This window comes from Rhizobacter sp. AJA081-3 (genome assembly GCF_017795745.1).
Lineage (GTDB): Bacteria > Pseudomonadota > Gammaproteobacteria > Burkholderiales > Burkholderiaceae_C > Piscinibacter.
In genome coordinates this window covers 2121631-2146008 of sequence record NZ_CP059067.1, presented here as the reverse complement: position 1 = coordinate 2146008, position 24378 = coordinate 2121631, and the positions used below count along the sequence as shown (strand labels likewise).

General features: G+C 68.1%; 20 protein-coding genes and 2 tRNA genes. 6 read left to right on the top strand and 16 right to left on the bottom strand.

From position 1 onward, the window contains the following. The 8 genes from HZ992_RS10240 to argA all read right to left on the bottom strand — a co-directional run bounded on the left by HZ992_RS10240 (position 1) and on the right by argA (position 11629). A complete protein-coding gene (locus tag HZ992_RS10240) occupies positions 1-939 on the bottom strand; it encodes an adenylate/guanylate cyclase domain-containing protein (protein WP_209386539.1) in 939 nt (312 codons plus the stop codon). Positions 940-1051: 112 nt separating this feature from the next. Then, entirely contained in the window at positions 1052-3280 is a 2229-nt protein-coding gene (rpoD, locus tag HZ992_RS10235) for an RNA polymerase sigma factor RpoD (protein ID WP_209386538.1), read from the bottom strand. A 296-nt stretch (positions 3281-3576) separates the two neighbouring features. Then, positions 3577-5427, bottom strand: a complete 1851-nt coding sequence (dnaG, locus tag HZ992_RS10230; protein ID WP_209387122.1) for a DNA primase — start codon at positions 5425-5427, stop codon at positions 3577-3579. Between the two features lie 18 nt (positions 5428-5445). Next, the gene (locus HZ992_RS10225) at positions 5446-8436 is read right to left on the bottom strand and encodes a bifunctional diguanylate cyclase/phosphodiesterase (protein ID WP_209386537.1); all 2991 of its coding nucleotides are present in this window, start codon (positions 8434-8436) and stop codon (positions 5446-5448) included. Positions 8437-8467: 31 nt separating this feature from the next. Next, positions 8468-8773, bottom strand: a complete 306-nt coding sequence (locus HZ992_RS10220; RefSeq protein ID WP_209386536.1) for an H-NS histone family protein — start codon at positions 8771-8773, stop codon at positions 8468-8470. A gap of 94 nt (positions 8774-8867) precedes the next feature. After that, entirely contained in the window at positions 8868-9911 is a 1044-nt protein-coding gene (locus HZ992_RS10215; protein WP_209386535.1) for an extracellular solute-binding protein, read from the bottom strand. A gap of 93 nt (positions 9912-10004) precedes the next feature. Beyond that, positions 10005-10277, bottom strand: coding sequence for an oxidative damage protection protein (locus HZ992_RS10210; protein WP_209386534.1), 273 nt, complete (start codon positions 10275-10277; stop codon positions 10005-10007). A 14-nt stretch (positions 10278-10291) separates the two neighbouring features. Then, positions 10292-11629, bottom strand: a complete 1338-nt coding sequence (argA, locus tag HZ992_RS10205) for an amino-acid N-acetyltransferase (RefSeq protein ID WP_209386533.1) — start codon at positions 11627-11629, stop codon at positions 10292-10294. 120 nt (positions 11630-11749) lie between these two features. On the opposite strand from argA, the gene HZ992_RS25715 reads away from it, so the two are divergent. The 6 genes from HZ992_RS25715 (at position 11750) to HZ992_RS10180 (ending at position 17031) form a co-directional block, all read left to right on the top strand. After that, on the top strand, positions 11750-12139 hold the full coding sequence (locus HZ992_RS25715; RefSeq protein ID WP_245213422.1) for a VOC family protein: 390 nt from the start codon (positions 11750-11752) through the stop codon (positions 12137-12139). Positions 12140-12168: 29 nt separating this feature from the next. Beyond that, the gene (gene hrpA / locus HZ992_RS10200; RefSeq protein ID WP_245213421.1) at positions 12169-15993 is read left to right on the top strand and encodes an ATP-dependent RNA helicase HrpA; all 3825 of its coding nucleotides are present in this window, start codon (positions 12169-12171) and stop codon (positions 15991-15993) included. Between the two features lie 59 nt (positions 15994-16052). Further along, the gene (locus HZ992_RS10195) at positions 16053-16316 is read left to right on the top strand and encodes a GlsB/YeaQ/YmgE family stress response membrane protein (RefSeq protein ID WP_209386532.1); all 264 of its coding nucleotides are present in this window, start codon (positions 16053-16055) and stop codon (positions 16314-16316) included. A 9-nt stretch (positions 16317-16325) separates the two neighbouring features. Next, on the top strand, positions 16326-16829 hold the full coding sequence (locus tag HZ992_RS10190) for a hypothetical protein (RefSeq protein WP_209386531.1): 504 nt from the start codon (positions 16326-16328) through the stop codon (positions 16827-16829). A gap of 22 nt (positions 16830-16851) precedes the next feature. After that, positions 16852-16928 (top strand) — tRNA-Pro (locus HZ992_RS10185). A gap of 26 nt (positions 16929-16954) precedes the next feature. Continuing rightward, positions 16955-17031 (top strand) — tRNA-Arg (locus tag HZ992_RS10180). A gap of 110 nt (positions 17032-17141) precedes the next feature. Here the strand turns inward: HZ992_RS10180 and arsA are convergent. The 8 genes from arsA to HZ992_RS10140 form a co-directional block, all read right to left on the bottom strand. Continuing rightward, the gene (gene arsA, locus HZ992_RS10175) at positions 17142-19163 is read right to left on the bottom strand and encodes an arsenical pump-driving ATPase (protein ID WP_245213420.1); all 2022 of its coding nucleotides are present in this window, start codon (positions 19161-19163) and stop codon (positions 17142-17144) included. A 44-nt stretch (positions 19164-19207) separates the two neighbouring features. After that, positions 19208-20236, bottom strand: coding sequence for an ACR3 family arsenite efflux transporter (gene arsB / locus HZ992_RS10170; RefSeq protein WP_209386530.1), 1029 nt, complete (start codon positions 20234-20236; stop codon positions 19208-19210). After that, complete coding sequence (locus tag HZ992_RS10165) at positions 20233-20727, bottom strand: arsenate reductase ArsC (RefSeq protein ID WP_209386529.1); 495 nt, start codon at positions 20725-20727, stop codon at positions 20233-20235. The genes arsB and HZ992_RS10165 overlap by 4 nt, the downstream gene beginning before the upstream one ends. A 31-nt stretch (positions 20728-20758) precedes the next feature. Further along, the gene (locus tag HZ992_RS10160) at positions 20759-21094 is read right to left on the bottom strand and encodes an ArsR/SmtB family transcription factor (RefSeq protein WP_209387119.1); all 336 of its coding nucleotides are present in this window, start codon (positions 21092-21094) and stop codon (positions 20759-20761) included. A gap of 5 nt (positions 21095-21099) precedes the next feature. Then, positions 21100-22329 carry an organoarsenical effux MFS transporter ArsJ gene (gene arsJ / locus HZ992_RS10155; protein ID WP_209386528.1) on the bottom strand — a complete coding sequence of 410 codons (1230 nt, stop codon included), beginning with the start codon at positions 22327-22329 and terminating at the stop codon, positions 21100-21102. 16 nt (positions 22330-22345) lie between these two features. Next, the gene (locus HZ992_RS10150) at positions 22346-23389 is read right to left on the bottom strand and encodes an ArsJ-associated glyceraldehyde-3-phosphate dehydrogenase (RefSeq protein ID WP_209386527.1); all 1044 of its coding nucleotides are present in this window, start codon (positions 23387-23389) and stop codon (positions 22346-22348) included. 103 nt (positions 23390-23492) lie between these two features. Further along, entirely contained in the window at positions 23493-23963 is a 471-nt protein-coding gene (locus HZ992_RS10145; RefSeq protein ID WP_209386526.1) for an ArsI/CadI family heavy metal resistance metalloenzyme, read from the bottom strand. 12 nt (positions 23964-23975) lie between these two features. Beyond that, a complete protein-coding gene (locus HZ992_RS10140; RefSeq protein WP_209386525.1) occupies positions 23976-24305 on the bottom strand; it encodes an ArsR/SmtB family transcription factor in 330 nt (109 codons plus the stop codon). Positions 24306-24378: the final 73 nt, after the last annotated feature.

Sequence of the window (24378 nt, the reverse complement as noted above, 5' to 3'; positions counted from 1 at the left end):
TCAGCGCAACAGGTCGTGCGGCTGCGTATCCGCGAACTTCATGACCTCGAATCTCACGCTGGGGCCATCGGCCTCGATGGGTGGCGTGCCCAGGCCGATCAGGCCGCTGCCGTGCAGTGTGCAGGTGCCGCGGCGCAGGCTGATCACTTCCGGGTCGTGGTCGAAGCGCACGTAGGTGCCGTTGTAGCTGAGGTCGGTGAGCTGGAAGGTGCCGCCGTGCCAGTCGATGCGGGCATGCGAGCGCGACACCCGCGTGTCGTCGATGCAGTAGGTGACCTGCGGGCTGCGCCCGAGCACCACCGGCAGGCTGGCCCCGCTGTAGATGCGGTTCAGGGTGGTCCAGACGAGCCGGATGCCTTCGGGTTCGGGGGCCGGGGCGAGGTCGCCGAAGGCGGTGGCCGCGGTGTCGCCAGCGTTGCGCTGGGCCTCCAGCAGGTGCACGTGCACCGGCTCCACGCGCCCGCGCAGCTGCATGCGGTCGAGGCTGCGAAAGCGCAGCCGCTCGATGGGCGCCAGGCCGGCCAGCACGTTGGCGGTGACCAGGGTTTCGTTGTCGCCAGCATGGTCGAGCAGCCGCGCGGCCACGTTGACGGCGTCACCGAAGACGTCGCCCGACATCTCCACGACTTCGCCGCAGGCCAGCGCCACCTGCACCTTCAGCGGCTGCGGCAGCGCACTGCCCGGGCCGCCGATGCGCTCCATCGACTCGTGCATCTCGTCGGCGGCCTGCACCCCTTCAGTGGGCGCCTCGAACATCGCCATCAGGCCGTCGCCGAGCGTCTTCACCACCTGGCCGCCGAGGGTCTCGACGATGCGCGCGAGCAGGGACACGCTCTGCGTCACCACGGCGGTGGCCTCGGCATTGCCCATGGTCTCGTACAGCGAGGTACTGCCGCGCAGGTCGGCAAACAGGATGGTGCGCTGGACGATCTGGGTCATCGGAGAGACGGGCTCTGCATGCTCGAAAGTTTATCCGCTGGACGCCCGGTTCCGGAACGGAAAAGGGCCCCTTGGAGGGCCCTTCGTCCGTGGCGCGCCACCGTCGGTCGGATTACAGGTTGTCGAGGTAGGTGCGCAGCTTGTCCGAGCGGCTCGGGTGCTTGAGCTTGCGGATCGCCTTGGCCTCGATCTGTCGGATGCGCTCGCGCGTCACGTCGAACTGCTTGCCCACCTCTTCGAGCGTGTGGTCCGTCGACATCTCGATGCCGAAGCGCATGCGCAGCACCTTGGCCTCGCGCGGGGTCAGCGAGTCGAGGATGTCCTTGACCACGTCGCGCAGGCCGGCCTGCATGGCGGCCTCGATCGGCGCGGTGTTGTTGGTGTCCTCGATGAAATCGCCCAGGTGCGAGTCGTCGTCGTCGCCGATCGGCGTCTCCATGGAGATCGGCTCCTTGGCGATCTTCATGATCTTGCGGATCTTGTCCTCGGGGATCTCCATCTTCTCGGCCAGCGTCGGGGCATCCGGCTCGAAGCCGAATTCCTGCAAGTGCTGGCGCGACAGGCGGTTCATCTTGTTGATCGTCTCGATCATGTGCACCGGGATGCGGATGGTGCGCGCCTGGTCGGCGATCGAGCGCGTGATGGCCTGGCGGATCCACCAGGTCGCGTAGGTCGAGAACTTGTAGCCGCGGCGGTATTCGAACTTGTCGACCGCCTTCATCAGGCCGATGTTGCCTTCCTGGATCAGGTCGAGGAACTGCAGGCCGCGGTTGGTGTACTTCTTGGCGATCGAGATCACCAGGCGCAGGTTGGCCTCGATCATCTCCTTCTTCGCATCGCGCGAGGCTTTCTCGCCCTCGTTCATGCGCTTGTTGATGAGCTTGAGGTCTTCCAGCGGCACCACCGCGCGTGCCTGCACGTCAGTGAGCTTCTTCTGCAGTTCCTGTACCGGCGGCAGGTTGCGCTGCAGCACCACGCTGTACGCCTTGCCCGAGGCGGCTTCCTTCTCGGCCCACTTCAGGTTCAGCGAGTTGGGCGGGAAGTGTTTGATGAAGTATTCCTGCGGCATGCCGCACTTGTCGACCAGGATCTTGCGCAGCTCGCGCTCGTAGCGGCGCACGTCGTCGACCTGCGAACGCAGGATGCCGCACAGCTTCTCGATCGTCTTGACGGTGAAGCGGATCGTCATCAGCTCGGTGCTGATGGCCTGCTGGGCCTTGCTGTAGGGCCCCGACTGGTAGCCTTCCTTCTCGAACGCACGGCGCATCTTCTCGAAGTTGATGCGCAGCGAGTCGAACTTGACCATCGCGGCGGTTTTCAGCTCCTCGAGCTTCTTGGTCAGCGCCTTGCTGCCGCCCTGGCCGTCGTCATCGTCATCCTCGTCGAAGAAGTCGACGTCTTCCTCGGCCACGTAGTCGTCGGCCTCGTCTTCCGAGACGAAGCCGTCGACCACCTCGGAAATCTGCATCTCGCCCGCACCGATCTTGTCGGCATAGCTGAGCAGTTCGGCGATCGTCGTCGGCGAAGCCGAGATGGCCAGCATCATCGCCTGCAGGCCGCCTTCGATGCGCTTGGCGATCTCGATCTCGCCTTCACGCGTAAGCAGCTCGACGGTGCCCATCTCGCGCATGTACATGCGCACCGGGTCGGTCGTGCGGCCGAACTCGGAATCGACCGTGGACAGCGCCGCTTCGGCGGCTTCTTCGGCTTCCTCTTCCGTCGCGGTGGTGGTGCCGCCGCCGGCGATCAGCAGCGTGGCGGCGTCGGGTGCCTGCTCGTAGACCGCGATGCCCATGTCGTTGAGCATGGACACGATGGCTTCGAGGATCTCGTTGTCGACGAGCTTCTCGGGCAGGTGGTCGTTGATTTCCTGGTGCGTCAGGAAACCCCGCGTCTTGCCCATCTTGATGAGCGTCTTCAGCTCCTGGCGGCGCTTGGCGACTTCTTCCTCGGTCAGCGCGGTCTCGTCCAGGCCGAACTCGCGCATCAGCGCGCGCTCCTTGGCGCGCGAGACCTTCATGCGAAGCGGCTTGGCCTTGACCTTGGTCTCGCCTTCGTCGGCCGCCTCGACCTCGGGCTCGGCCTCGAGTTCGGCTTCCAGGTCGGAAAAGTCCTCGTCCGCCGGCTCTTCCTTCTTGACCTTGTCGTCCTTGCCCTTGCGGCCCGGCTTGCCCTTGGCCGCAGGCACTTCCGCCTTGGCGGCCTTGCCGGGCTTGGCTGCCTTCTCGGCCACGGCCGAGGTCTTGGCCACCGCGGCCTTCTTCTTGTCTTCGACTTCGGCCTTGGCGGGCTTGGTGGCCTTTGCGGCCTTGGCGGGAGCGGCGCTCTTCTTCGCGGTCATGCGGATCCTCGGATGGTAGGTGGCCTGGACGCCGTCACTGGCCCGAAGGCAGCGAAGGCGCCGAACCCATGCGCAAGCGGAACTGTCCCGCTGCGGCCCATGGGCAGCTCGAAGACAGTTCGGCATCGGGCGGGCAAGCTGGCGTGAACATCCTGGAGGGTGCAGCTCTTGCGGGTGAAAGGTGGCCTTGGAGGGGACCCTGGGTCAGAGGGTGGCCGGGGCCCGGAGGTGCTGCTGTCACTCTTGCCGCGCGTACTAAGCCTTTAATTATACAACTCGAAGCAACTTCCGTCTCTTCAGGCGGTGCCAACCTGCACTTGGGTGAGCGATGCCTTCAGCCGGGCGCGGTCCAGGCTCAGTTCCTTGCCCCGCTGCTGCGCGTCCGGGGAAAGATCTCCCGACTCGAACAACTGTTTCAGCTCGTCCTCGATGGCCTGAAGGCGCAGCCGGTCCATCACGATGGCCAGTTGGCCCGCCAGGTCCGCCGATGCTTCGGGTTCGTGCAGTTCGGAGATCCGCGACAACACGACTTCACCGCCGATCGCCTGGGCCTGAGCACGAAGGTCGTCGAGCACGGCCGCTGGCGTTTGCGGGCCATGTTCTAGGAGCGCGCGTTCGAGATGAGCGAACAGCGCGCCGTAGGGCAGTGCCTGGCCCGCCAGAAGATCGTGTGCCTCGCCGTCGAGGGCGGACCACAGTTCGACGCGCTGTATCAACAGCCACAGTGCGCGGTCGAGCAGGTTGGCCGCCGCGCGGCTGACTCGTTCCGGCCGGCGGAACTCGCGTCGGGCCGGCCGCCGCTCGAAGCCGCCGGCGTTGGCGGGGCCTTGCGCGGAGAGCCCCCAAAGGGTTTCAAGCTCCGACAGCGGCAGCCTCGCCTGGGTGGCCAGGTCGCCGAGCAACTGCCGTCTGAGCGCGCCCTCGGGAAGCGCACCCCACAAGGGGCGTGCGTTGGCCAGCATGCGCGCGCGGCCCTCGGCGCTGTCCAGGGCGACACCTTCAGCCGCGGCCTCGACGAGTTGTCGCGACAGCGGCACCGCCTGCGCGATGCAGGCCTCGAAGGCCTCGGCGCCGAGTTCGCGGACGTAGGAATCCGGGTCGTGTTCGGTGGGCAGGAACAGGAAGCGCACCGTGCGCATGTCGGTGGCGTGTGGCAGGCTCGCCTCCAGAGCGCGGCCTGCGGCGCGGCGGCCGGCGGCGTCGCCGTCGAAGCTGAACACCACCGACTCGGTGAAGCGGAACAGCTTCTGCACGTGCTCCGCGGTGCAGGCCGTTCCCAGCGTTGCCACGGCATTGCCGAAGCCCGATTGGGCCAGCGCCACCACGTCCATGTAGCCTTCGACGACCAGCACGAAGCCGCGCTGGCGGATTGCCGTGCGGCTTTCGAACAGGCCGTAGAGCTCGCGCCCCTTGCTGAACACCGGCGTTTCCGGCGAGTTCAGGTACTTGGGTTCGCCCTGGTCGATGACGCGGCCGCCGAAGCCGATGACTTCGCCCTGCACCGAGCGGATCGGGAACATCACGCGGTCGCGGAAGCGGTCGTAGCGCTTGGTGTCGGCCTCGTTGCCGTCGTCGGACGGCTTGGCGATCACCAGGCCGCTTTCCTCCAGCAGCGGGTCGTCGTACTTCGGGAAGGCGCTGGCCAGGCTGCGCCAGCCTTCGGGCGCATAGCCCAGCCCGAAGCGTGCGGCGATCTCGCCCGACAGGCCGCGGCGCTTGAGGTAGTCGATGGCGCGCGGGCTGCCGCGCAGCTCGCGCCGGTAGTGCTCGGCCGCCTTGGCGAGCACGTCGCTCAAGGTCGCCTGGCGCTGCTTCCGCGCGGCAGCACGTTCGCGCTCGGCGGGCGAGGTGTCGTCTTCTGGCACCGTCATGCCGTATTGCTGCGCCAGCTCGCGCACCGCGTCGGGAAAGCTCAGGCCGGCATGCTCCATCAGGAAACCGACCGCGTTGCCGTGCACGCCGCAGCCGAAGCAGTGGTAGGTCTGGCGTGTCGGGCTGACGATGAAGCTGGGCGACTTCTCGCCATGGAAGGGACACAGGCCCTTGTGGTTGATGCCGGCCTTCTTGAGCTGCACGTGGCGGCCCACGACATCGACGATGTCGGCGCGCGAAAGCAGGTCCTGGATGAAGCCGTTCGGGATCACCAGCCTAGTCTACGCGTTGGCCTACGCGCCGGCCGTCATCTGCCCCTTGTAGGCGCGCACCCAGCCGGGCAGCTGCTCGGAGGGCATCGCGGCGGCGATGCCGTTGCCCTGGCCGATGCCGCAACCCAGCTCGATGAGCCGTTGCGCCTGCGCCGGCGTCTCCACACCCTCGGCGACCACTTCGCAGCTGAAGGTGCGCGACAGCGCGATGACGCCCTCGACGATGGCCAGGTCCTGGTGGTCCTCGAGCATCTGGTTCACGAAGGAACGGTCGATCTTCAGCATGTCCAGCGGCAGGCGCTTCAGGTAGGTGAATGTCGAGTAGCCGGTGCCGAAGTCGTCGAGCGCGAAGCGCACGCCCAGCGCCCGGCAGCGCTGCATCAGCTCGCAGGTGTAGTCGATGTCGGCCAGCGCGGCAGTCTCCAGCACCTCCAGCACCAGGTGCCGGGCCACGTCGGGGCCGTGCGGGGCGAGCAGCTCGGCCAGCTCGTCGGCGAAGGCCGGCTCTTGCAGGTGGCGTGCCGAGACGTTGATGCTGACGGTGATGTCCAGGCCGTCGCGCTGCCAGGCCGCCAGCTGCGAGACACCTTGCGCGAGCACCCAGCGGCCCAGTGCGATGCCCAGCCCGGTGTGTTCGACCAGCGGCAGGAACTGCCCCGGAGGAACGAGTCCGTGCTCCGGGTGGTTCCAGCGCAGCAGCGCTTCGGCGCCGAGCACGCGGCCTTGCCGCATGTCGACCTTGGGCTGGTAGTGCAGGCTGAACTCCGATGCGTCCAGCGCCTCCTGCACGCGGCCCAGGGCCACGAAACGGTCCTTGGTGCGGCGGTCCTGTTCGGCGTCGAAGAAGAGGTAGCCGTTGCGCCCCGCCTGCTTGGCACCGTACATCGCCTGGTCGGCGTGGCGAAGCAGGGCCTCGCCGTCGGCGCGGTCGTAAGGGAACACGGTGGCGCCGATACTGGCGGTCACGGCGAGCGGCCCGCCGGCCAGGCCCACGTCGCAGGGCATCGCGATCTGTTGCAGGACCCGCTCGACAGCGTGGTGGCTCTCGCGCAGCGTGGCGGTGCGCAACAGCAGGGCGAACTCGTCGCCGCCCACGCGCGCGGCCACGTCGTCCCCGCCAGCCCAGGAGCGCAGCGACGCCTGGATGCGCTCCGACAGCTTGACCAGGAGCGCGTTGCCGGCGTCGTGGCCGTGCAGCTCGTTGATGGCCTTGAAATGATCGATGTCGAGGTGGCACACGGTGAGCAGCGAACCCTCTCGCTGGCTCGTCTCGAGCGCTGCCTGCAGCAGGCTGGCCAGCTTGACGCGGTTGGGCAGGCCGGTCAGCTCGTCGAAATGGGCCTGGCGCTCCAGGCGCTCCTGCTGCTGGCGCGACTGGGTGATGTCCGATACGGCCACCACGTGGCTGCGCACCGAGCCGTCGTGCCCGCGCACGGCCGAGACGGTGAGCTCGAGCTCGCGGAACGCGCCGTCCGGCCTCTGGTGCACGACCTCGCCGCGCCACATGCCTTCGTCGGCCAGGCCCTGTCGCATGGCTTCGGACGGCCCGGGTTCGCCGTCCGCCGAGGTGCCGCCCAGCAGCAGGACGGGCACCCGCCCGAGCAGTTCTTCGCGATTGAAGCCGGTGATGCGGCAGAAGGTCGGGTTGGTCTCGATCACGCGGTGCTGCGCATCCGTGACCAGCAGCCCCTCATGCAGTTGACGGAACAGGCTGTCGGCGACCTGCTGGCGCTCCGAGGCGTCGCGTTCGTTGCTGATATCTCGCGCGGTGCAGACCACGCGCATCGGCTCGCCGGCCGCGCTGCGGTCGGCCACCAGCGCGTTGAGTTCGAACCAGTGCCAGCTGCCATCGCCCCGCCTCATGCGGCACTCGGTGCGGAACTGCTCCGAACCTGGGTTGCGAAGCGATTCGAGCATCTGCTGCACGGACGCGAGCTCGTCGGGATGGATGCGCGACCAGAACACGTCGGCCGGGTGGCCGCGCGGGCGCGCCGGGAGGTCCAGCAAGTCGAGCCAGCGCGGCGAGAAGTCGAGCATGCCTCGGCGCAGGTCCCAGTCGCCGACGCCGAGGTTGGAGGCGGCCAGCGCGAGCTGCCAGCGATCCTCGGTGGCGGAAAGTTCGCCGACCAGCGCCGTGACGAGCATCGGCAGCGCCGACAGCGTGGCGATGTAGCCGGCAAGCATCGCCAGCGCGGCCGGCGCGTCGGCTCCGGCGAACGGCCCGTGGGAGGTCAAGGTCGCGACGACCGACATCACCGCCAGCAGCAGCACGGTGGCGGAAGCGGCGAACACGCCGCTGCGCAAGGCGAGCCAGCCGAGCAGCAGATAGGGCAGGAACAGCAGGGGCGAGACGACCCCCGGCTGGCCGCGGAACGAGAACCAGGCTCCGGCCACCGATCCACCGGCCAGCAGCAAGCCCGGCACCCAGCGCCAATCGCCGAAAGCGCGGCGAAGCGTCGCGCGCGATGCGGTGAGCAGCGGCACACCGACGACGATGACACCCATCAGATCGCCCAGCCACCAGGAAGCCCAGGCGGCGGGTGCCAGCGTCCAGGGCAGGGCGCCGCTGAGAACCAGCCAGCAGGTGCCGTTGGTCGCGCTGACCAACGTCGCCGCGCCGGCGCCCAGGCCAAAGCGCCACAGGTCCTGGCGGCGGTCGAGGTTGGTGTGCAGGCCGTGCCGGCGCAGCGATTCGGCAGCCAGCGCAGGCCCGGCAGCGTTGCCCAGCGCGGTCAGGACGGCCGCCCACAGCGGCAAGCCGGTCGACAAGGCCACCGGCAGCGCGCCCAGCGCGACCGCCGGCCACATGCCCGGCCCCAATCGCACCAGCGCAGCGAAGGCCAGCCCGGCCGCCGGCCATATCAGGCTGACATGGGCGCCGATCTGCGGCGTGGCCAACCCGAACATGCCGCTGGCGTAGTACGCCGCGGCCAGCACCAGGCCCCAGACGAGCCACAACCCGTCCCAGCGCGCCGGAAGCGGCGTGACTCGAGGAAGGCGGATGCTGGGCATGCCGGATCCGATGGCCGGGCAGCGCTGCCGGTCAGACCTTGAAGTCGTCCATCTTGCGGCCCGCAGCCAACGCTGCTTTGAGCCACTTGGGCTGCAGCCCGCGGCCGCTCCAGCTGTCGCCGGTGGACGCGTCACGGTATTTGGCGGGTACCTTGGTGCGTGCGCCCTGGCGCGCCGCAGGTGCCGCCTTGGTGCCGAGGTCTGACAAGGTCAGGCCGTATTCCGCCATCAGCGCCCGCACCTTGGCGATGGCCTCGGCGCGGTCGCGCTTCTTGGTTTGCTCGATTTCGCGCTCGAGGACTTCTTTCTGCGTCAGCAGCTCTTGCAGCGTGGCCATGTGCGACTCCCCGGGTCGAATATGCCCGGCTGCCGCATTCTAGGGACAGGGCGTCAATCCCGCTGAAATGAATCCTCAGGAGATTCCCGGTGGATTACTTGTAGCCCACCCGGTCGAGCATTTGCTGCACCTTGGTCTGGTTCATGCCCGTGACGGACACCGGAATCGTCTCGGCCTTGAAAGGCCCCAGCGCATCCAGCGCCGGGTTGGTGGTTTTCGCCCCGGCGACCACCGGCCATTCGTTGTTGCCGTCCGCGAAATAGGCCTGAGCCTGCTCGCTGGCGAGGTATTCGAGAAACTGCTGCGCGGCGGCGCGGTTCGGGGAATTCTTCGCAACGCCGGCGCCGGCGATATTCACATGCGTGCCCCAGCTCGACTGATTGGGGAAAACCACGCCGACCTTTTCGACCACGGCCCGGTCGTCCGGGTTGGAAGACCGCATCATGCGGGCGAGGTAATAGGTATTGGTCAGCGCGATCTGGCATTCGCCGCTGGCCACGGCCTTGATCTGGTCGGTATCGCCGCCCTTGGGCGCGCGCGCCATGTTGGCGACCATGCCCTTGAGCCAGGCCTCGGTGGCCGGCTCGCCCAGGTGCTGCATGACGGCGCCGAACAGCGACAGGTTGTACGGGTGCGAGCCCGAGCGCGTGCAGACCTTGCCCTTGTTCTTCGGGTCGCCGAGTTCCTCGTAGGTGTCGGCGTCGGCCTTGGCCACGCTGGCCTTGTTGTAGACGATCACCCGGCCGCGGGTCGAGAAGCCGAACCACTGCGAGCCCTGGCCGGTGTCCGCGCCGCGCAGCGTGGCGGGAATGCGCGACTCGAGCAGGGCCGACTTCACCGGCTGAAACAGGCCATCGGTCTCGGCGCGCCACAGGCGCGCGGCGTCGACCAGCAGGATCACGTCGGCCGGGCTGGCGGTGCCCTCGCTCTTCAGGCGCGCCAGGATGCCGGCATCGTCGGCGTCGACGCGGTTGATGCGCACGCCGGTGGCCTTGCTGAAGTTCGCGTAGAGCGCCTCGTCCGTCTGGTAATGGCGGGCCGAGTAGAGGTTCAGCACCTTCTCCTGGGCCGAGGCGGCCAGCGGCAGGGCGGTGGCGAGAGTCGCCAGGGCGGCGACGAGTGTGCGGTGGTAGGTCATGCGGGCTCCAGAGGTCGGATGCCCGCATTCTAGTTCTAAACGCGAATGGTTCTCACTAGTGTTTGTTTGACCGGCATCAAAGCCGGAGCAGCCTCAGGGCGCCGGCGGAACGTAGCCGGCCGGCTGCTCGGCGCCTTGCCCGAAGAAGAAGCTCTCCATCTGCCGCGCGAGGTACTGGCGGGCGCGCTGGTCGGCGAGGTTCAGTCGGTTCTCGTTGACCAGCATCGTCTGGTGCTTCATCCAGAGCGCCCAGGCTTCCTTGCTGACCTCGTTGTAGATGCGCTTGCCCAGTTCGCCGGGGTAGGGCGCGAAGTCCAGGCCTTCGCCTTCCTTCTTGAGGTAGGTGCACTGCACGGTACGGGCCATGGTCGAACTCCTTTTCAAAGTTTCTTGACGAGGACCTGCGAGCGCCGGTCCCAGTTGTACTTGCGCTTGCGCGCCTCGGGCAGCCAGTCCGGGTCGACCTGGACGAAGCCTCGCTTGATGAACCAGTGCATCGTGCGGGTGGTGAGCACGAAGATGCTCTCCAGACCCATCGCCTTGGCGCGCTGCTCGACGCGCTTGAGGATGCGCTCGCCGTCGCCCTGGCCCTGCACGTTGGGCGACACCGTCAGCGCTGCCAGTTCGGCCGTGCGCGACTCCGGGTAGGCGTACAGCGCGGCGCAGCCGAAGATCACGCCGTCGTGCTCGATCACGGTGTAGTGGCCGATGTCGCGCTCGATTTCGGTGCGGCTGCGCTTGACCAGGGTGCCGTCGCTCTCGAACGGCTCGATGAGCTGAAGGATGCCGCCGATGTCGTCCGCCGTCGCCTCGCGCAGGCTTTCCAGCTTCTCGTCGACGACCATGGTGCCGATGCCGTCGTGCGTGAAGACCTCCAGCAGCAGCGCGCCGTCCACCGCGAAGGGCAGGATGTGCGAGCGCTCCACGCCGCCCTGGCAGGCCTTCACGCAGTGGCGCAGGTAGAAGGCGGTGTCGGTGGGTTGCGTGGGCGCGGGCAGGGCCGAGAGCAGCCGCTCGGCATCGGCCAGCGCGAGCTCGGTGTCGATGCCGCTTTCCGGGTCGTCCAGGCGCTCGCGGATGCCGGGCACCTCGGTGATGAAGAGCAGCTTGTCGGCCTGCAGCGCGACCGCCGCGCTGGTGGCCACGTCTTCCATCGTCAGATTGAAGGCCTCGCCGGTGGGCGAGAAGCCGAAGGGCGACAGCAGCACCATCGAGCCGATGTCGATGACACGACGGATCGCCGCGGCGTCGACCTTGCGCACCACGCCGCTGTGCATGAAGTCCACGCCGTCGACGATGCCGACTGGCCGCGCGGTGAGGAAGTTGCCCGACACGACGCGCACGATGGCATTGGCCATCGGCGTGTTCGGCAGGCCCTGCGAGAAGGCGGCTTCGATCTCGAAGCGCAGCTGGCCGGCGGCCTCCTGGGCGCAGTCGAGCGCGATCGCGTCGGTGATGCGCAGCCCGTGGCTGTAGCGCGATTCGTGGCCCTTCACGCGCAGCTGTTCGTTGACCTGCGGCCGGAAGCCGTGCACCAGCACCAGCTTGATGCCCATGGCCTGCAGGATGGCCAGGTCCTGCGCGAAGCTGCCGAGCTTGCCGGCGGCGATCAGCTCGCCGGCGATGGCGACGACGAAGGTCTTGCCCCGGTAGGCGTGGATGTGCGGCGCGACATGGCGGAACCAGGGCACGAAGGTATGGGGGAAGACAAGGCTCATGGGCGCGGGGCAGAGGGCAGGAGGCCCGGGCGCGATTGTGCCGCAGCGGGCCCGCGGGCCGTTGACGTCGCCCCACGCGCGGCGCAGCATGGCTGCCCCCGCAACTTCAGGGAGCCGCGCATGGACGTCTACACCACCCCTGGGGCCTTCAGCTGGTCGGAACTGATGACCACCGACGCGAAGGCCGCCACCGAGTTCTACGGCACGCTCTTCGGCTGGACGATCGAGACGATGCCCATGGCCGAGGGCACTTACCAGGTCGTCAAGGTCGGCGGCGAGGCGGTCGGCGGCATCATGGCGATGCCGGCGAATGCCGGGCCGATGCCGCCCAGCTGGGGCTGCTATGTCACGGTCGCCGATGTCGACGCCACGGCGAAGCGCTGCACCGAGCTCGGCGGCAAGGTCGCCGTGCCGCCACAGGACATCCCGGGCGTCGGCCGCTTCGCCGTCATCCTCGACAAGCAGGGCGCGGCGCTGAACATCATCACTTACGAACCGCGCCAAGGGTGATCGGCCGGGCCGCGGATAATCCGCGGCCCGTGAAGACCTCCACCCCGGCGGCCACCGCCGTCCCGCACATCACCTTTCCCGAATCGCTGCCGGTCTCGGCCCGGCGCGAGGAGATCGCGCGCGCCATCGAGGCGAATCAGGTGGTCATCGTCTGCGGCGAGACGGGTTCGGGCAAGACCACGCAGCTGCCGAAGATCGCGCTGGAACTCGGCCGCGGCCTGGGCGCCGGGGGCAAGGGCCTGATCGGCCACACGCAGCCGCGGCGCATCGCTGCGTCCAGCGTGGCCAAGCGCATCGCGCAGGAGCTGAACTCGCCGCTGGGCGAGGTGGTCGGCTACAAGGTGCGCTTCCAGGACCGGCTGCAACGCGGCGCCTCGGTGAAGCTGATGACCGACGGCATCCTGCTCGCCGAAACGCAGAGCGACCCGCTGCTGCGCAACTACGACACGCTGATCATCGACGAGGCGCACGAGCGCAGCCTGAACATCGACTTCCTGCTCGGCTACCTGCGGCAGATCCTGCCGCGCCGGCCCGACCTGAAGATCATCGTCACCTCGGCGACCATCGACGCCGACCGCTTCGCGCAGCATTTCGCCAGCCGGCATGGCCCGGCGCCGGTGATCCAGGTGTCGGGGCGGCTGTTCCCGGTCGAGCAGCGCTGGCGGCCTTTCGAGGAGTCGCGCGAGTTCGACCTCAACGACGCCATCGGCGAGGCCGTCGACGAACTCTGGCGCGAAGGTTCTGGCGATGTGCTCGTCTTCCTGCCCGGCGAGCGCGAGATCCGCGAGGCCGCCGAGCACCTGCGCAAGCACCACCCGCCGGGCGTGGAGATCCTTCCGCTGTTCGCCCGCCTGAGCCAGCAGGAGCAGGACCGCATCTTCGAGCCGCACAGCGCGCGCCGTGTCGTGCTGGCCACCAACGTGGCCGAGACCTCGCTGACGGTGCCGGGCATCCAGTTCGTCGTCGATGCGGGCACGGCGCGCGTCAAGCGCTACAGCTACCGCAACAAGGTCGAGCAGCTGATGATCGAGCCGATCAGCCAGGCCGCCGCCAACCAGCGCGCCGGCCGCTGCGGGCGGGTCAGCGACGGCATCTGCATCCGCCTGTACGACGAGAAGGACTTCGCTGGCCGGCCGCGCTTCACCGACCCGGAGATCCTGCGCTCCTCGCTGGCCGGCGTGATCCTGCGCATGAAGTCGCTCGGGCTGGGCACGGTGGAGGACTTCCCCTTCCTCGAGCCGCCGCCACGTCGCGCCATCGCCGACGGCTACCAGCTGCTCTCGGAGCTCGGCGCCGTCGACGACCTGAACGAGCTCACGCCGATCGGCCGCGAGCTGTCGAAGCTGCCGCTGGACCCACGCGTGGGCCGCATGATCCTCGAGGCGCGCGACCGCCAGGCGCTCACCGAGGTGCTGATCATCGCCGCCGCCTTCAGCCTGCAGGACGTGCGCGACCGGCCGCTCGAGCAGCAGCAGGCCGCCGACGCCGCGCACAAGAAGTTCGACGACGAGCGCTCCGAATTCACCGGCGACCTGAAGCTGTGGAAGTGGCTGGAAGACAGCAAGGGCGGCCACGGCGAGCACAAGCTCAGCCTGCGCAAGCAGGAGCAGTTGCTGCGCGAGAACTTCGTCTCGCCGCGCCGCGTGCGCGAATGGCGCGACCTGCATTCGCAGCTGCACACCGTGGTGGCCGAGCATGGCTGGCGGCTGAACACCTCGCCGGCCACCTACGAGCAGCTGCACCTGTCGCTGCTTGCCGGGCTGCTGGGCAACATCGGCTGCAAGAGCGAGGACGAGGACTGGTACCTCGGCGCGCGCGGCATCCGCTTCCATCGCCACCCGGGCACGCACCTGTCGAAGAAGCCGGGGCGCTGGATCGTCGCGGCTGAGCTGGTCGAGACGACGCGGCTGTTCGGCCGCGGCATCGCCGCCATCGACCCGGCCTGGCTGCCGGGCATCGCCGCGCACGTCATCAAGAAGCAGCTCCTCGAGCCGCACTGGGAGAAGAAGGCAGGCGAGGTGGTGGCGCTGGAGCGGGCGACTCTCTATGGCATCGTCGTCTACAACAACAGAAGAGTGAACTTCGGCCAGGTCGACCCCGCCGCAGCGCGCGAGATCTTCATCCGCGAGGCGCTGGTCCATGGCGAGTGGGAGACGAAGCTGCCGTTCCTGGCCGCCAACCGCAAGCTGATCGCGCAGGTGGAGGAGCTGGAGCACAAGTCGCGCCGCCAGGACGTGCTGGTCGACGACGAGCTGATCCACGCCTTCTACGACCAGCAGATCCCGGCCGAGGTGCACAGCGGGGCTTCGCTGGAACACTGGTACCGCCTCGAGGTGAAGCGCCAGCCCAAGCTGTTGCTGCTCACCCGCGACGAGCTGATGCGCCACGAAGCGGCGGGCATCACCACGGCCTCGTTCCCGAAGACCATCCGCCTGGGCGGCATCGACTGCGCGGCGAGCTACCTGCACGAGCCCGGCGATGCGAAGGACGGCCTGACCGTCACCGTGCCGATCTACGTGCTCAACCAGGTGAACGAAGAGCGCTGCGACTGGCTGGTGCCCGGCATGCTCAAGGACAAGGTGCTGGCGCTCGTGAAGACACTGCACCAGCGGCCGCGTTCGCGCCTGGTGCCCTTGCCGGCCTATGCCGATGAGTTCGTCGCCGAGGCGGCGTTCGCCCAGGGTGGCCTGCTCGATGCGCTGCTGCGCCATGTGCGCGAACGCACCCAGCTCGCCGTGCAGCGCAACGACTTCAAGCAGGAGCAGCTGAGCCCGCACCTGCTGATGAACTTCCGCATCGTCGACGAGCACGGCCGCCAGCTCGCCACCGGCCGCAACCTCGCCGCGTTGAAGGCCGAGCTGGGCGGCCAGGCGCGCTCCGCCTTCCAGGCCCTGGCGGCACTGAAGGTGGCAGCTGCGCCTGTGGCGGAGGCGGCGGCTCCGACAGGCCTGCGGCCCGCCGAAACGAAGGCACGCGAACCCGAACCCGCCGTCGCCGCGCGCCCAGCAGAGAAGTACACCGCCTGGAGCTTCGGCGAGTTGCCCGAACTGCTCGAGCTGCGCAAGGGTGGGCAATCGCTGGTGGGATTTCCCGCGCTGATCGACCACCGCGATCATGTCGAGATCGAGGTCTTCGACGAGCCCGAGGTGGCCGCCGCCAAGCACCGTGGCGGCCTGCGGCGCCTGGTCGCGCTGCAGATCCGCGACGCGCTCAAGTACCTCGAGAAGAACATCCCCGATCTGCAGAAGATGGCTGTCGCCTACATGCCGATGGGCAGCGCCGACGACCTGCGCGATCAGATCGTCGAGCTGGCGCTGGATCGCGCCTTCCTCGCCGACCCGCTGCCGACGGACGCTGCCTCGTTCGCGAGGCGCATCGACGAAGGCCGCGGCCGGTTGACGCTGATCGCCAACGAGATTGCCCGCGCCGCCGGTGTCGTGCTGTTCGACTGGGCCGCGGCCCAGCGCAAGCTCAAGGACACCCGGCCGGCCAAGGAGAGCGCCGACGACATCGCCGCGCAGCTGGCACGGCTGGTCGGCAAACGCTTCGTGGTGGCCACGCCGTGGTCGGCGCTGGCGCACCTGCCGCGCTACCTGAAGGGCGTGCAGATGCGCCTGGAGAAGTACCGTGCCGACCCGGCCCGCGATGCCCAGCGCCTGGCCGAGCTGCGCCCGCTGGAGCAGCGATTCAGCCGCGCGCTGGCCGATCGCAAGGGTGTGGCCGATGCGCGGCTGGAGGAGTTCCGCTGGCTGATCGAGGAACTGCGCATCAGCCTGTTCGCCCAGGAACTTCGCACCCCGCAGCCGGTCAGTGTGAAGCGGCTCGAAAAGGCGTGGGAGCAGATGCAGCGCTGATGTCGCGTGTCACGCCCCTGGGGTACATTGCGCCGCATCGCCACTCACAAGGAATCGCCATGAGCTACGTTTGGATGGCCCTGGTGGGCTTCGTCGTCGGGCTGATCGCTCGCGCCATCATGCCGGGTTCGCAAAGCATGGGCATCGTGCTGACCACGGTGCTGGGCATTGCCGGCTCGTTCGCGGCAGGTTTCGTCGGCCAGGCGCTCGGCTGGTACCAGGCCGGGGAGGGCACGGGCTTCATCGGCTCGCTGCTCGGCGCTATCGTGCTGCTGTTCATCGTCGGCAAGCTCAAGGGGCCGGGGGCCTCGGAAGGCTCTTGAGGCCGCCTCATGGCAAAGATCACCCACTGGGAGCTGGTGCCCGAGACGCCGCAGCAGATCGACGCGGTGGCGAAGCACTGCCGCCGGCTCGTGACGCGGCGCGCGCTCGTGGGTGCCGGCGTGGCCCTGGTGCCGATTCCCGGCATCGATTGGGTCACCGACGTGGCGATCCTGGTCAAGCTCATCCCCGAGATCAACCGCGCCTTCGGCCTCACGCCGGAGCAGGTCGAGCGGCTCTCGCCCGACCGCCGGGTGGTGGTCTACAAGGCGATCTCGGCCGGTGGCAGCCTGCTGGTCGGGCGACTGGTCACGCGCGAAGTCGTGATGCACACGCTGCGCCTGGTCGGCGTGCGCCTGACCACGCAGCAGGCGGCCAAGTTCGTGCCGGTGGCCGGGCAGGCCGTGTCGGCGCTGCTCACCTTCTCGGCATTGAAGTACGTCTGCGAACAGCACATCCGCCAGTGCATGGACGTCTCGCGCCAGCTCGCGCTGCCCACACCCGCCGCCGCGTGACGCTGGGTACAATGCGCCCACTCGGGGTGTAGCGCAGCCTGGTAGCGCAACTGCTTTGGGAGCAGTGGGTCGGATGTTCGAATCATCTCACCCCGACCAATCCTTCCGGCCACCCACGGCCCGTGCTGCCCGTAGCTCAACTGGATAGAGCACCAGCCTTCTAAGCTGGGGGTCGGGGGTTCGAGTCCCTCCGGGCAGGCCACCTGGTGGGTTCAGAAGGTCCCACGCGAACCCACGAAATACCGGAACCGATGCCGTCACCACGGCTGCGCCGGATGGAACTGGCGGATCTCACGCGGCGATGGATCCGGTTCAACCAGGCTGCGCCGGCCTGTCGCTGACGAGCTTCGACAGCGCGGCCAGACCGACCGGCGGCGATGTCAGCCAGGGCACGATGAACAGGCGCCGGGCGAGCCCGGCGGACAGGCGTTCCATCTGCCTGCGCTCGCCGGCCAGTCGCGCCGCGAGCAGCGGGTCGCGCGTGCCGGCGGCCAGCACGCTCTTGTTGAGCACCCAGGCGCAGGGTTCGATCTTCGCCCGGCGCAGGTCGTCCTGCAGTGCGGCGGCTTGCGACACGGGTGTGGCTTCCGGCAGCGCCACCAGGACGATCTTCGTGTAGGCGGCGTCCTGCAGTCGCATCAGGGGCGTGACCACCCGCGGCGCCCCGTGCCCCTCGAACTCCCGGGTCATCTGCCGGTGGTAGGCGCCGGTCGCGTCCATCAGCAGCATCGAGTGGCCGGTGGGGGCCGTGTCGAGTACGACGAAGGAGCCGCGTGCCTCGCTGACGATGCGAGAGAACGCATGGAAGACGGCCACCTCTTCGGTGCAGGGCGACTGCAGGTCTTCGAGCAGCAGCGCCTGCTCCGCCGCGTCGAGCTTCGGCGACCGGGACGCCATGATCTTGTCGATGTAGCGCTGCGTCTCGACCTTCGGGTCGATGCGGCTCACGTTCAGGCCGGGCACGTTGCCGTTCAGCGTCGCCGCCAGGTGGGCGGCCGGGTCGGTGGTGCTCAGGTGCACGGTCTTGCCGCGCTCGATCAAGCCGAGGGCCAGGGCGGCGGCGATCGTCGTCTTGCCGACACCACCCTTGCCCATCACCATGATCAGCCCGTGCCCGGCTGAGGCCAGCTCGTCGGCCAGCGCGCCCAGGCCCTGGAGGTCATCGACGCTGGCCGTCGCGCTCGTCGCGAGAGGCATGGCGGCTTCGGCGCCCGGCTTCAGCAGCGCCCGCAAGGCGGGCAGGCCCACGGTGTCGAAGGGCCGCAGCGGCACCTGGTCCTGGGGCAACGCACGCAGCGACGCCGGCATGCCTTCGAGCGCCAGCTGCCCCAGACTCTCGATCGAGCGCGCCACGGCGTCCTCGCGGTCACTGGCATGGAAGACCGCATTGATCGCCAGGCGCTGGTTGTTCAGCCCCAGCTCGCGCAGGTCGTCCGAGGTGCGTGCCGCTTCGGCGATCGCGCCTTGGTCGGGGCGCGTCACCAGGATCACGGTCGTGCGGACCGGATCGCTCAAGGCGTCGAGCGCGGCCTTGAAGCGGACCTCCTGCATCTTCAGGCCCGAATGCGGGCCGAGGCACGATGCGCCGCGGTCGTTGCCGTCCAGGAAGCCTGTCCAGGCCTTGGGCAGGCTGAGCAGGCGCAGGGTGTGGCCCGTCGGCGCCGTGTCGAAGACGATGTGGTCCCAGGATTGCGCGCCATCGGCCAGCAAGGAAGAGAACTCGTCGAAAGATGCGATCTCGGTCGTGCAGGCACCGGAGAGCTGCTCACGCACGGTCGAAAGCTCTTCCGTGCTCGCACTCGCGCCCATCTGAGCCAGCACGCGCTGGCGATAGGACTCGGCCGCGGTGTCGGGGTCGATGTTGAGCACCGACAGCCCGGGCGCACCCGGGACGGGCACGGGCGTGTTGCGCAACTCGATGCCCAGCATTTCGTCGAGGTTCGACGCGGCGTCGGTGCTGACGAGCAGCACCTTCTTGCCGGCATCGGCCAGCGTCAGCGCGGCGGCCGTCGACAGCGAGGTCTTGCCCACGCCGCCCTTGCCAGTGAAGAAGAGATGTCGCGTCGGATGGTTCAGGAACCCGATGCCGACCGGCTTGAACCAGGCCTGCACGGCTTCATGCGATGGGATGCCGCCACTGTGCACCACCTGCTCGGCGATGACGACGGCCGGGGTGGCGTGCACACCGTAGCGCCGGATCTCGTCGGGGCGCTCGACCTTGACGATCTCGATCTCGATGCCTGAATCTCGAGCGGTACGTTCGATGAGGCCGATCGTGCTGCGGCACTTGCTACAACCCGATCCCAGAACCTTGATCTTCAGGTGAGTGTCCATGAAGCCGACTGTGCGCCACGTGGCGCCTGCGGGCTTGACGGCGATCAGGGTGCGGCGCCGGCCTCGTACCAGCCCTTGCTCCGGTTGACGACGCGCACCACCAGCAGCATCACCGGCACCTCGATCAGCACCCCCACCACGGTGGCCAGTGCCGCGCCGGACTCGAAGCCGAACAGGCTGATCGCCGCGGCCACCGCCAGTTCGAAGAAGTTGCTCGCGCCGATCAGCGCCGACGGGCAGGCGACGCTGTGCGACTCGCCCAGGCGCCGGTTGAGCCAATAGGCCAGACCCGAGTTGAACAGCACCTGGATGAGGATGGGCACGGCGAGCATCGCGATGACCAGCGGCTGCTTCAGGATCGCCTCGCCCTGGAAGCCGAACAGCAACACCAGCGTGGCCAGCAGCGCGGCGATCGACCAGGGGCCGATTCTCGCGAGCACGGCGTCGAAGGCGGCCTGGCCGCGAGCCAGCAGCGCCTTGCGCCAGAGCTGCGCGATGACGACCGGGATGACGATGTAGAGCACCACCGAAGTGATCAGCGTGTCCCAGGGCACCGTGATCGACGACAGGCCGAGCAGCAACGCAACGATCGGCGCGAAGGCGAACACCATGATGGTGTCGTTCAAGGCCACCTGGCTGAGCGTGAAGAGCGGGTGGCCATTGGTGAGCCGGCTCCACACGAAGACCATCGCGGTGCAGGGTGCCGCGGCGAGCAGGATCAGGCCGGCGATATAGCTATCGGCCTGGCCTGCCGGCAGGTAGGGCGCGAACACGTGGCGGATGAAGATCCAGCCCAGCAGCGCCATCGAGAACGGCTTCACCGCCCAGTTGACGAACAGCGTGACGCCGATGCCGCGCCAGTGCTGCTTCACCTGGCTCAATGCGCCGAAGTCGACCTTCAGCAGCATCGGGATGATCATCACCCAGATCAGCGCTCCGACGGGCAGGTTGACCTGGGCGACTTCCATCCCGCCGATGGCCTGGACCGGGCCCGGCAGCCACTGGCCCAGGGCGATGCCGACGACGATGCACAGGAAGACCCAGACGCTCAGGTAGCGCTCGAAGATGCTCATCGGCTGCCGATGTCGCGGATCTCGCGCTGGATCGCCATCTTGTCCAGCGACGCCAGAGGCAGGGCCAGCATCAGTTCGATGCGGCGCTTGAGGACGACCGCCGTGTCCCAGAACACCTTGGCCTTCTGCTCGTCGGTGCCTTCGAAGGCGGCCGGATCCGCCACGCCCCAGTGGGCCGTCATCGGCTGGCCGGGCCAGACCGGGCACACCTCGCCGGCCGCCTTGTCGCAGACCGTGAAGACGAAGTCGAGTTCCGGCGCCCCCGGGCGAGCGAACTCGTCCCAGTCCTTGCTGCGATAGCCGTCGGTCGGGATGTGAAGGGCCGACAAGGTCTTCAGCGCGAACGGGTTGACCGACGTGCCGGGGTGGCTGCCCGCGGAAAACGCCTTGAACTGGCCGCGGCCGAGGCTGTTCAGGATGCCCTCGGCCATGATCGACCGCGCCGAGTTGTGGGTGCACACGAAGAGCACGTTGTAGACCTTGTCGTTCATCGGGATTCTCCGAAGGTGGGTTCGATTCTGTTCAGCAGGTGGTGCACGCCAGGCCGGGCGCAGACGATGCCGGCTCGCAGGTGACGGCCTGGCAGCAGTGCGCCGACAGGTAGGCGAGCAACTCGTTCATCGTGCCGATGCTCGGCCGGTAGATCAGGAACCGGCCGTCGCGCTCCTGCGTCAGCAGGCCGGCGTGCAGCAATTCCTTGACGTGGAAGGACACCGTCGAAGGCGGTACGGCCAGCTCGGCCGCCAGGGCTCCCGGCGTCATGCCGCCGGGGCCGACGCCGACGACAGCTCGAAAGATGCGCAGGCGCACCTCCTGTGCGAGCGCCCCGAGCGCCCGCACGGCCGCCTTCTCGTCCATCGCGTTCATGTGGCCGGCTGGACGGATGCCTGCGCGCGGGTCGGCAGCGCCAGGGTGACCAGCCAGCAGGCGACCAACATGGCCGCCGAGCCGATCAGCGAGTACAGCAGGCCGCCCCACTGGTACAGCAGGCCGGAGAGCAGGGTGCCGAAGAATCGACCCAGTGCGTTGGCGGCGTAGTAGAAGCCCACGTCCTCGGCGGCCTTCTCCGAGCCGGCATAAGCCAGCACCAGGTACGAGTGCACCGACGAGTTGACCGCGAAGGCGAAGCCGAACAGGCCGAGCCCGGCGACGACCACCCATTCGAGGTTCGGCACCTTCATCGCCACGAGCACGGCCAGGCCGATGGGCACGACGGCCAGCAGCGCCGACCACAGGCGCGCTGCGGGCACTTCGGCGCTCAGGCCATCGTCGCTGCGCCGCACGATCGCCGGTGCGGCTGCCTGCACCACGCCGTAACCGATGGTCCACAGCGCGACGAAGCCGCTGACCATCGTGAAGGTCCAGCCCGAGGCGTACAGGAACACCGGCACGCCGACCACGAACCACACGTCGCGGGCGCCGAACAGCGCCACACGCGCAGCTGCCAGCAGGTTGATGCCGCGGTTCTTGGCGAACAGTTCCTTGGCCGACTTCGACGCCTTGCTCTTGCCCATCAGCGGCGGCACGAAACTGACGACGCCGACGAAGACGATCGCCAGTCCGGCCGCCATGATCCACAGCGCCGCCTGAAAGCCGACCGCCTGCAGCAGCACGCCGCCGAGGAAGAAGCCCACGCCCTTCATCGCGTTCTTGCTGCCGGTGAAGAAGGCCACCCACTTGAACAGCTGGCCCGACGCGTCGCCCGCGGTGGCCTTGATGGCCGACTTGCTGGCGGTCTTGGTCAGGTCCTTGGCCACGCCGCAGATGCCTTGCGCACCGACGACCCAGGCGACCGACAAGGCCACCGACCACGCCGGCGAGAGTGCCGACATCAGCAGGAAGCCGGTGATCTCGGTGAACAGCCCGACGGTCAGCATGCGCTTGATGCCGTAGCGCGTGGCCAGCCACCCGCCGATCAGGTTGGCCACCACGCCCATCGCTTCGTAGAGCAGGAACAGGAAGGCCAGCGTGAACGGCGAATAGCCCAGCCGGTAGAAGTGCAGCAGCACCAGCATGCGCAGCGCGCCGTCGCTGAGCGTGAAGCCCCAGTAGCCCGCCGTGACGATCGCGTAGTTGCGCGTGCCTGTGTTCATCGCGACGGCGGTCCGGTCAAACGCCTTGCTGCTGCATGTGGCACGCCAGGTCGACCATGCGGCAGGCGTAGCCCATCTCGTTGTCGTACCAGGCATAGACCTTCAGCAGCGTGCCGTCGGTGACCATCGTGGACAGCGCATCGACGATGCTGCTGCGGGTGTCGCGGGCGTAGTCCGCGCTGACGAGCGGCCGCTCCTCGTAACCGAGGATGCCGGCCAGCGATCCCTGCGCGGCTTCGGCGAACAGGCGGTTCACCTCCTCGGCCGTGGTCTCGCGCTTCAGTTCGAACACGCAGTCGGTCAGCGATGCGTTCAGCACGGGCGCGCGCACGGCGTGGCCGTTGAGCTTGCCCTTGAGCTCGGGATAGATCAGCGCGATGGCGGTGGCGCTGCCCGTGGTGGTCGGCGCCAGGCTGAGCATCGCGCTGCGGGCGCGGCGCAGGTCCTTGTGCGGCGCGTCGACCATCAGGTTGGTGTTGGTCGGGTCGTGGATCGTGGTGATCTGGCCGTGGCGGATGCCGATGCCTTCATGGACCACCTTCACCACCGGGGCCAGGCAGTTCGTCGTGCAGGACGCGGCCGTGACGATGCGGTTCTTCGCCGGGTCGTACAGGTGGTGATTGATGCCGACCACGATGTTCAGCACGTCGCCGACCTTCACGGGCGCGGCGACGATGACACGCTTGGCGCCGCGGTCGAGGTGTCCCTGCAGCGTCTCGGGGGTGAGGAACTTGCCGGTGCACTCGAGCACCAGATCCACGCCCAGGTCCCCCCAGGGAATCGCTGCTGCGCTCGCGTGCAACGAGAAGCCGAGCTGGCGGTCGTCGATGCGAATGGTGGCATCGCCTTCGGTTGCGATGCGGCTGCGCCAACGGCCTTGCACGCTGTCGAACTCCAGCAGGTGCGCCGTGGCGGCGGCACCACCTTTCAGTTCGTTGAGGTGCACCACCTCCAGCCGGTTGCCGGCGCGGGGATCGTCCCCAGGGCGCTCGGCCGCACCCAGGGCCGCACGCAGGGCCAGCCGTCCGATGCGACCCATGCCGTTGATGCCGACTCTCACGATGGGATTCCTTCCGGAAAAGAAACGGTACTTCCATCAGTGTAGAAATGATGGATGACGAAACCGTGACAGCCCGCGGCCCGCGGGCCGGCCGCGGCCCCCGTCAGCAGCAGGAGGATTGCGACTTCACCGGGATGCCGATCGGCTTGCCGCGGGTTGTCGGCGTGCAGCAGGCTGTTGCAGCGTCGGTCTTGCTGCCTTCGCTGAAGACCGGGATGTTGCCCAGCGTGTGGAAGTGCTCCCAGGCGATGCCCTGCGGGTCGGTGACCCAGTGCTTCTCGCTGCGCGCGTAGCAGCAGGTCGTATTGCCTTCGTCGAGCAGCGCCATGTCGGCGGCCTCGGCGCGCGCCTTCAAGGCGGCCAGTTCCTCGGCATCGTCGGTCTGGAAGCCGAGGTGGTCGATGCCGGGCTTGCTGCCTCGCGTCGAGATCGCGAAGTTGATGCGCGGATCGTCGAGCATCCACTTGGCATAGTCGCCTTCGACACGGCTCGGTTCCGCGGCGAACAGCTTCGAATAGAAGCCGATGCTCTTGTCGAGATCCTCGACGTGGACGTGAACGTGGAATCGCTTCATGGGTTCTCCGGGTCAGCAGGTGGTGCGGCGCTTGGAGCCGCTGGACGGTGCACAGGACTGGCCCATGCAGCAGTGGGCGGTGAGATAGGCGAGAAGTTCGTTCATCTGCCCGAGGGCGGGCCGGTAGTGCAGGTTGCGTCCTTCCCGCTCGGCATGGACGAGGTCGGCATGGACCAGTTCCTTGAGGTGGAAAGAGAGCGTCGAGGCCGGGATGTCGAGCATCGAGGAAAGCGCGCCGGGGGTCATGCCCTGCGGGCCTGCGCCCACCAGTGCACGGAAGACGCGAAGCCGGGCTTCCTGGGCGAGTGCGGCGAGCGCAGCGACGGCGGATTGCTCATTCATAATTCTAAGTATATCGAAGCATTGCACGCGGTCAAGCAGGCAGAGATCGAAAAACGGCCGCCCGACCGGCCGG

What these genes read in the sequence shown, in the direction of transcription:
- HZ992_RS10240 (WP_209386539.1), bottom strand. Translation starts at nt 939, where the DNA reads ATGACCCAGATCGTCCAGCGCACCATCCTGTTTGCCGACCTGCGCGGC.
- rpoD (WP_209386538.1), bottom strand. Translation starts at nt 3,280, where the DNA reads ATGACCGCGAAGAAGAGCGCCGCTCCCGCCAAGGCCGCAAAGGCCACC.
- HZ992_RS10225 (WP_209386537.1), bottom strand. Translation starts at nt 8,436, where the DNA reads ATGCCCAGCATCCGCCTTCCTCGAGTCACGCCGCTTCCGGCGCGCTGG.
- HZ992_RS10220 (WP_209386536.1), bottom strand. Translation starts at nt 8,773, where the DNA reads ATGGCCACGCTGCAAGAGCTGCTGACGCAGAAAGAAGTCCTCGAGCGC.
- HZ992_RS10215 (WP_209386535.1), bottom strand. Translation starts at nt 9,911, where the DNA reads ATGACCTACCACCGCACACTCGTCGCCGCCCTGGCGACTCTCGCCACC.
- HZ992_RS10210 (WP_209386534.1), bottom strand. Translation starts at nt 10,277, where the DNA reads ATGGCCCGTACCGTGCAGTGCACCTACCTCAAGAAGGAAGGCGAAGGC.
- argA (WP_209386533.1), bottom strand. Translation starts at nt 11,629, where the DNA reads ATGAGCCTTGTCTTCCCCCATACCTTCGTGCCCTGGTTCCGCCATGTC.
- HZ992_RS25715 (WP_245213422.1), top strand. Translation starts at nt 11,750, where the DNA reads ATGGACGTCTACACCACCCCTGGGGCCTTCAGCTGGTCGGAACTGATG.
- HZ992_RS10195 (WP_209386532.1), top strand. Translation starts at nt 16,053, where the DNA reads ATGAGCTACGTTTGGATGGCCCTGGTGGGCTTCGTCGTCGGGCTGATC.
- HZ992_RS10190 (WP_209386531.1), top strand. Translation starts at nt 16,326, where the DNA reads ATGGCAAAGATCACCCACTGGGAGCTGGTGCCCGAGACGCCGCAGCAG.
- arsA (WP_245213420.1), bottom strand. Translation starts at nt 19,163, where the DNA reads ATGGACACTCACCTGAAGATCAAGGTTCTGGGATCGGGTTGTAGCAAG.
- arsB (WP_209386530.1), bottom strand. Translation starts at nt 20,236, where the DNA reads ATGAGCATCTTCGAGCGCTACCTGAGCGTCTGGGTCTTCCTGTGCATC.
- HZ992_RS10165 (WP_209386529.1), bottom strand. Translation starts at nt 20,727, where the DNA reads ATGAACGACAAGGTCTACAACGTGCTCTTCGTGTGCACCCACAACTCG.
- HZ992_RS10160 (WP_209387119.1), bottom strand. Translation starts at nt 21,094, where the DNA reads ATGGACGAGAAGGCGGCCGTGCGGGCGCTCGGGGCGCTCGCACAGGAG.
- arsJ (WP_209386528.1), bottom strand. Translation starts at nt 22,329, where the DNA reads ATGAACACAGGCACGCGCAACTACGCGATCGTCACGGCGGGCTACTGG.
- HZ992_RS10145 (WP_209386526.1), bottom strand. Translation starts at nt 23,963, where the DNA reads ATGAAGCGATTCCACGTTCACGTCCACGTCGAGGATCTCGACAAGAGC.
- HZ992_RS10140 (WP_209386525.1), bottom strand. Translation starts at nt 24,305, where the DNA reads ATGAATGAGCAATCCGCCGTCGCTGCGCTCGCCGCACTCGCCCAGGAA.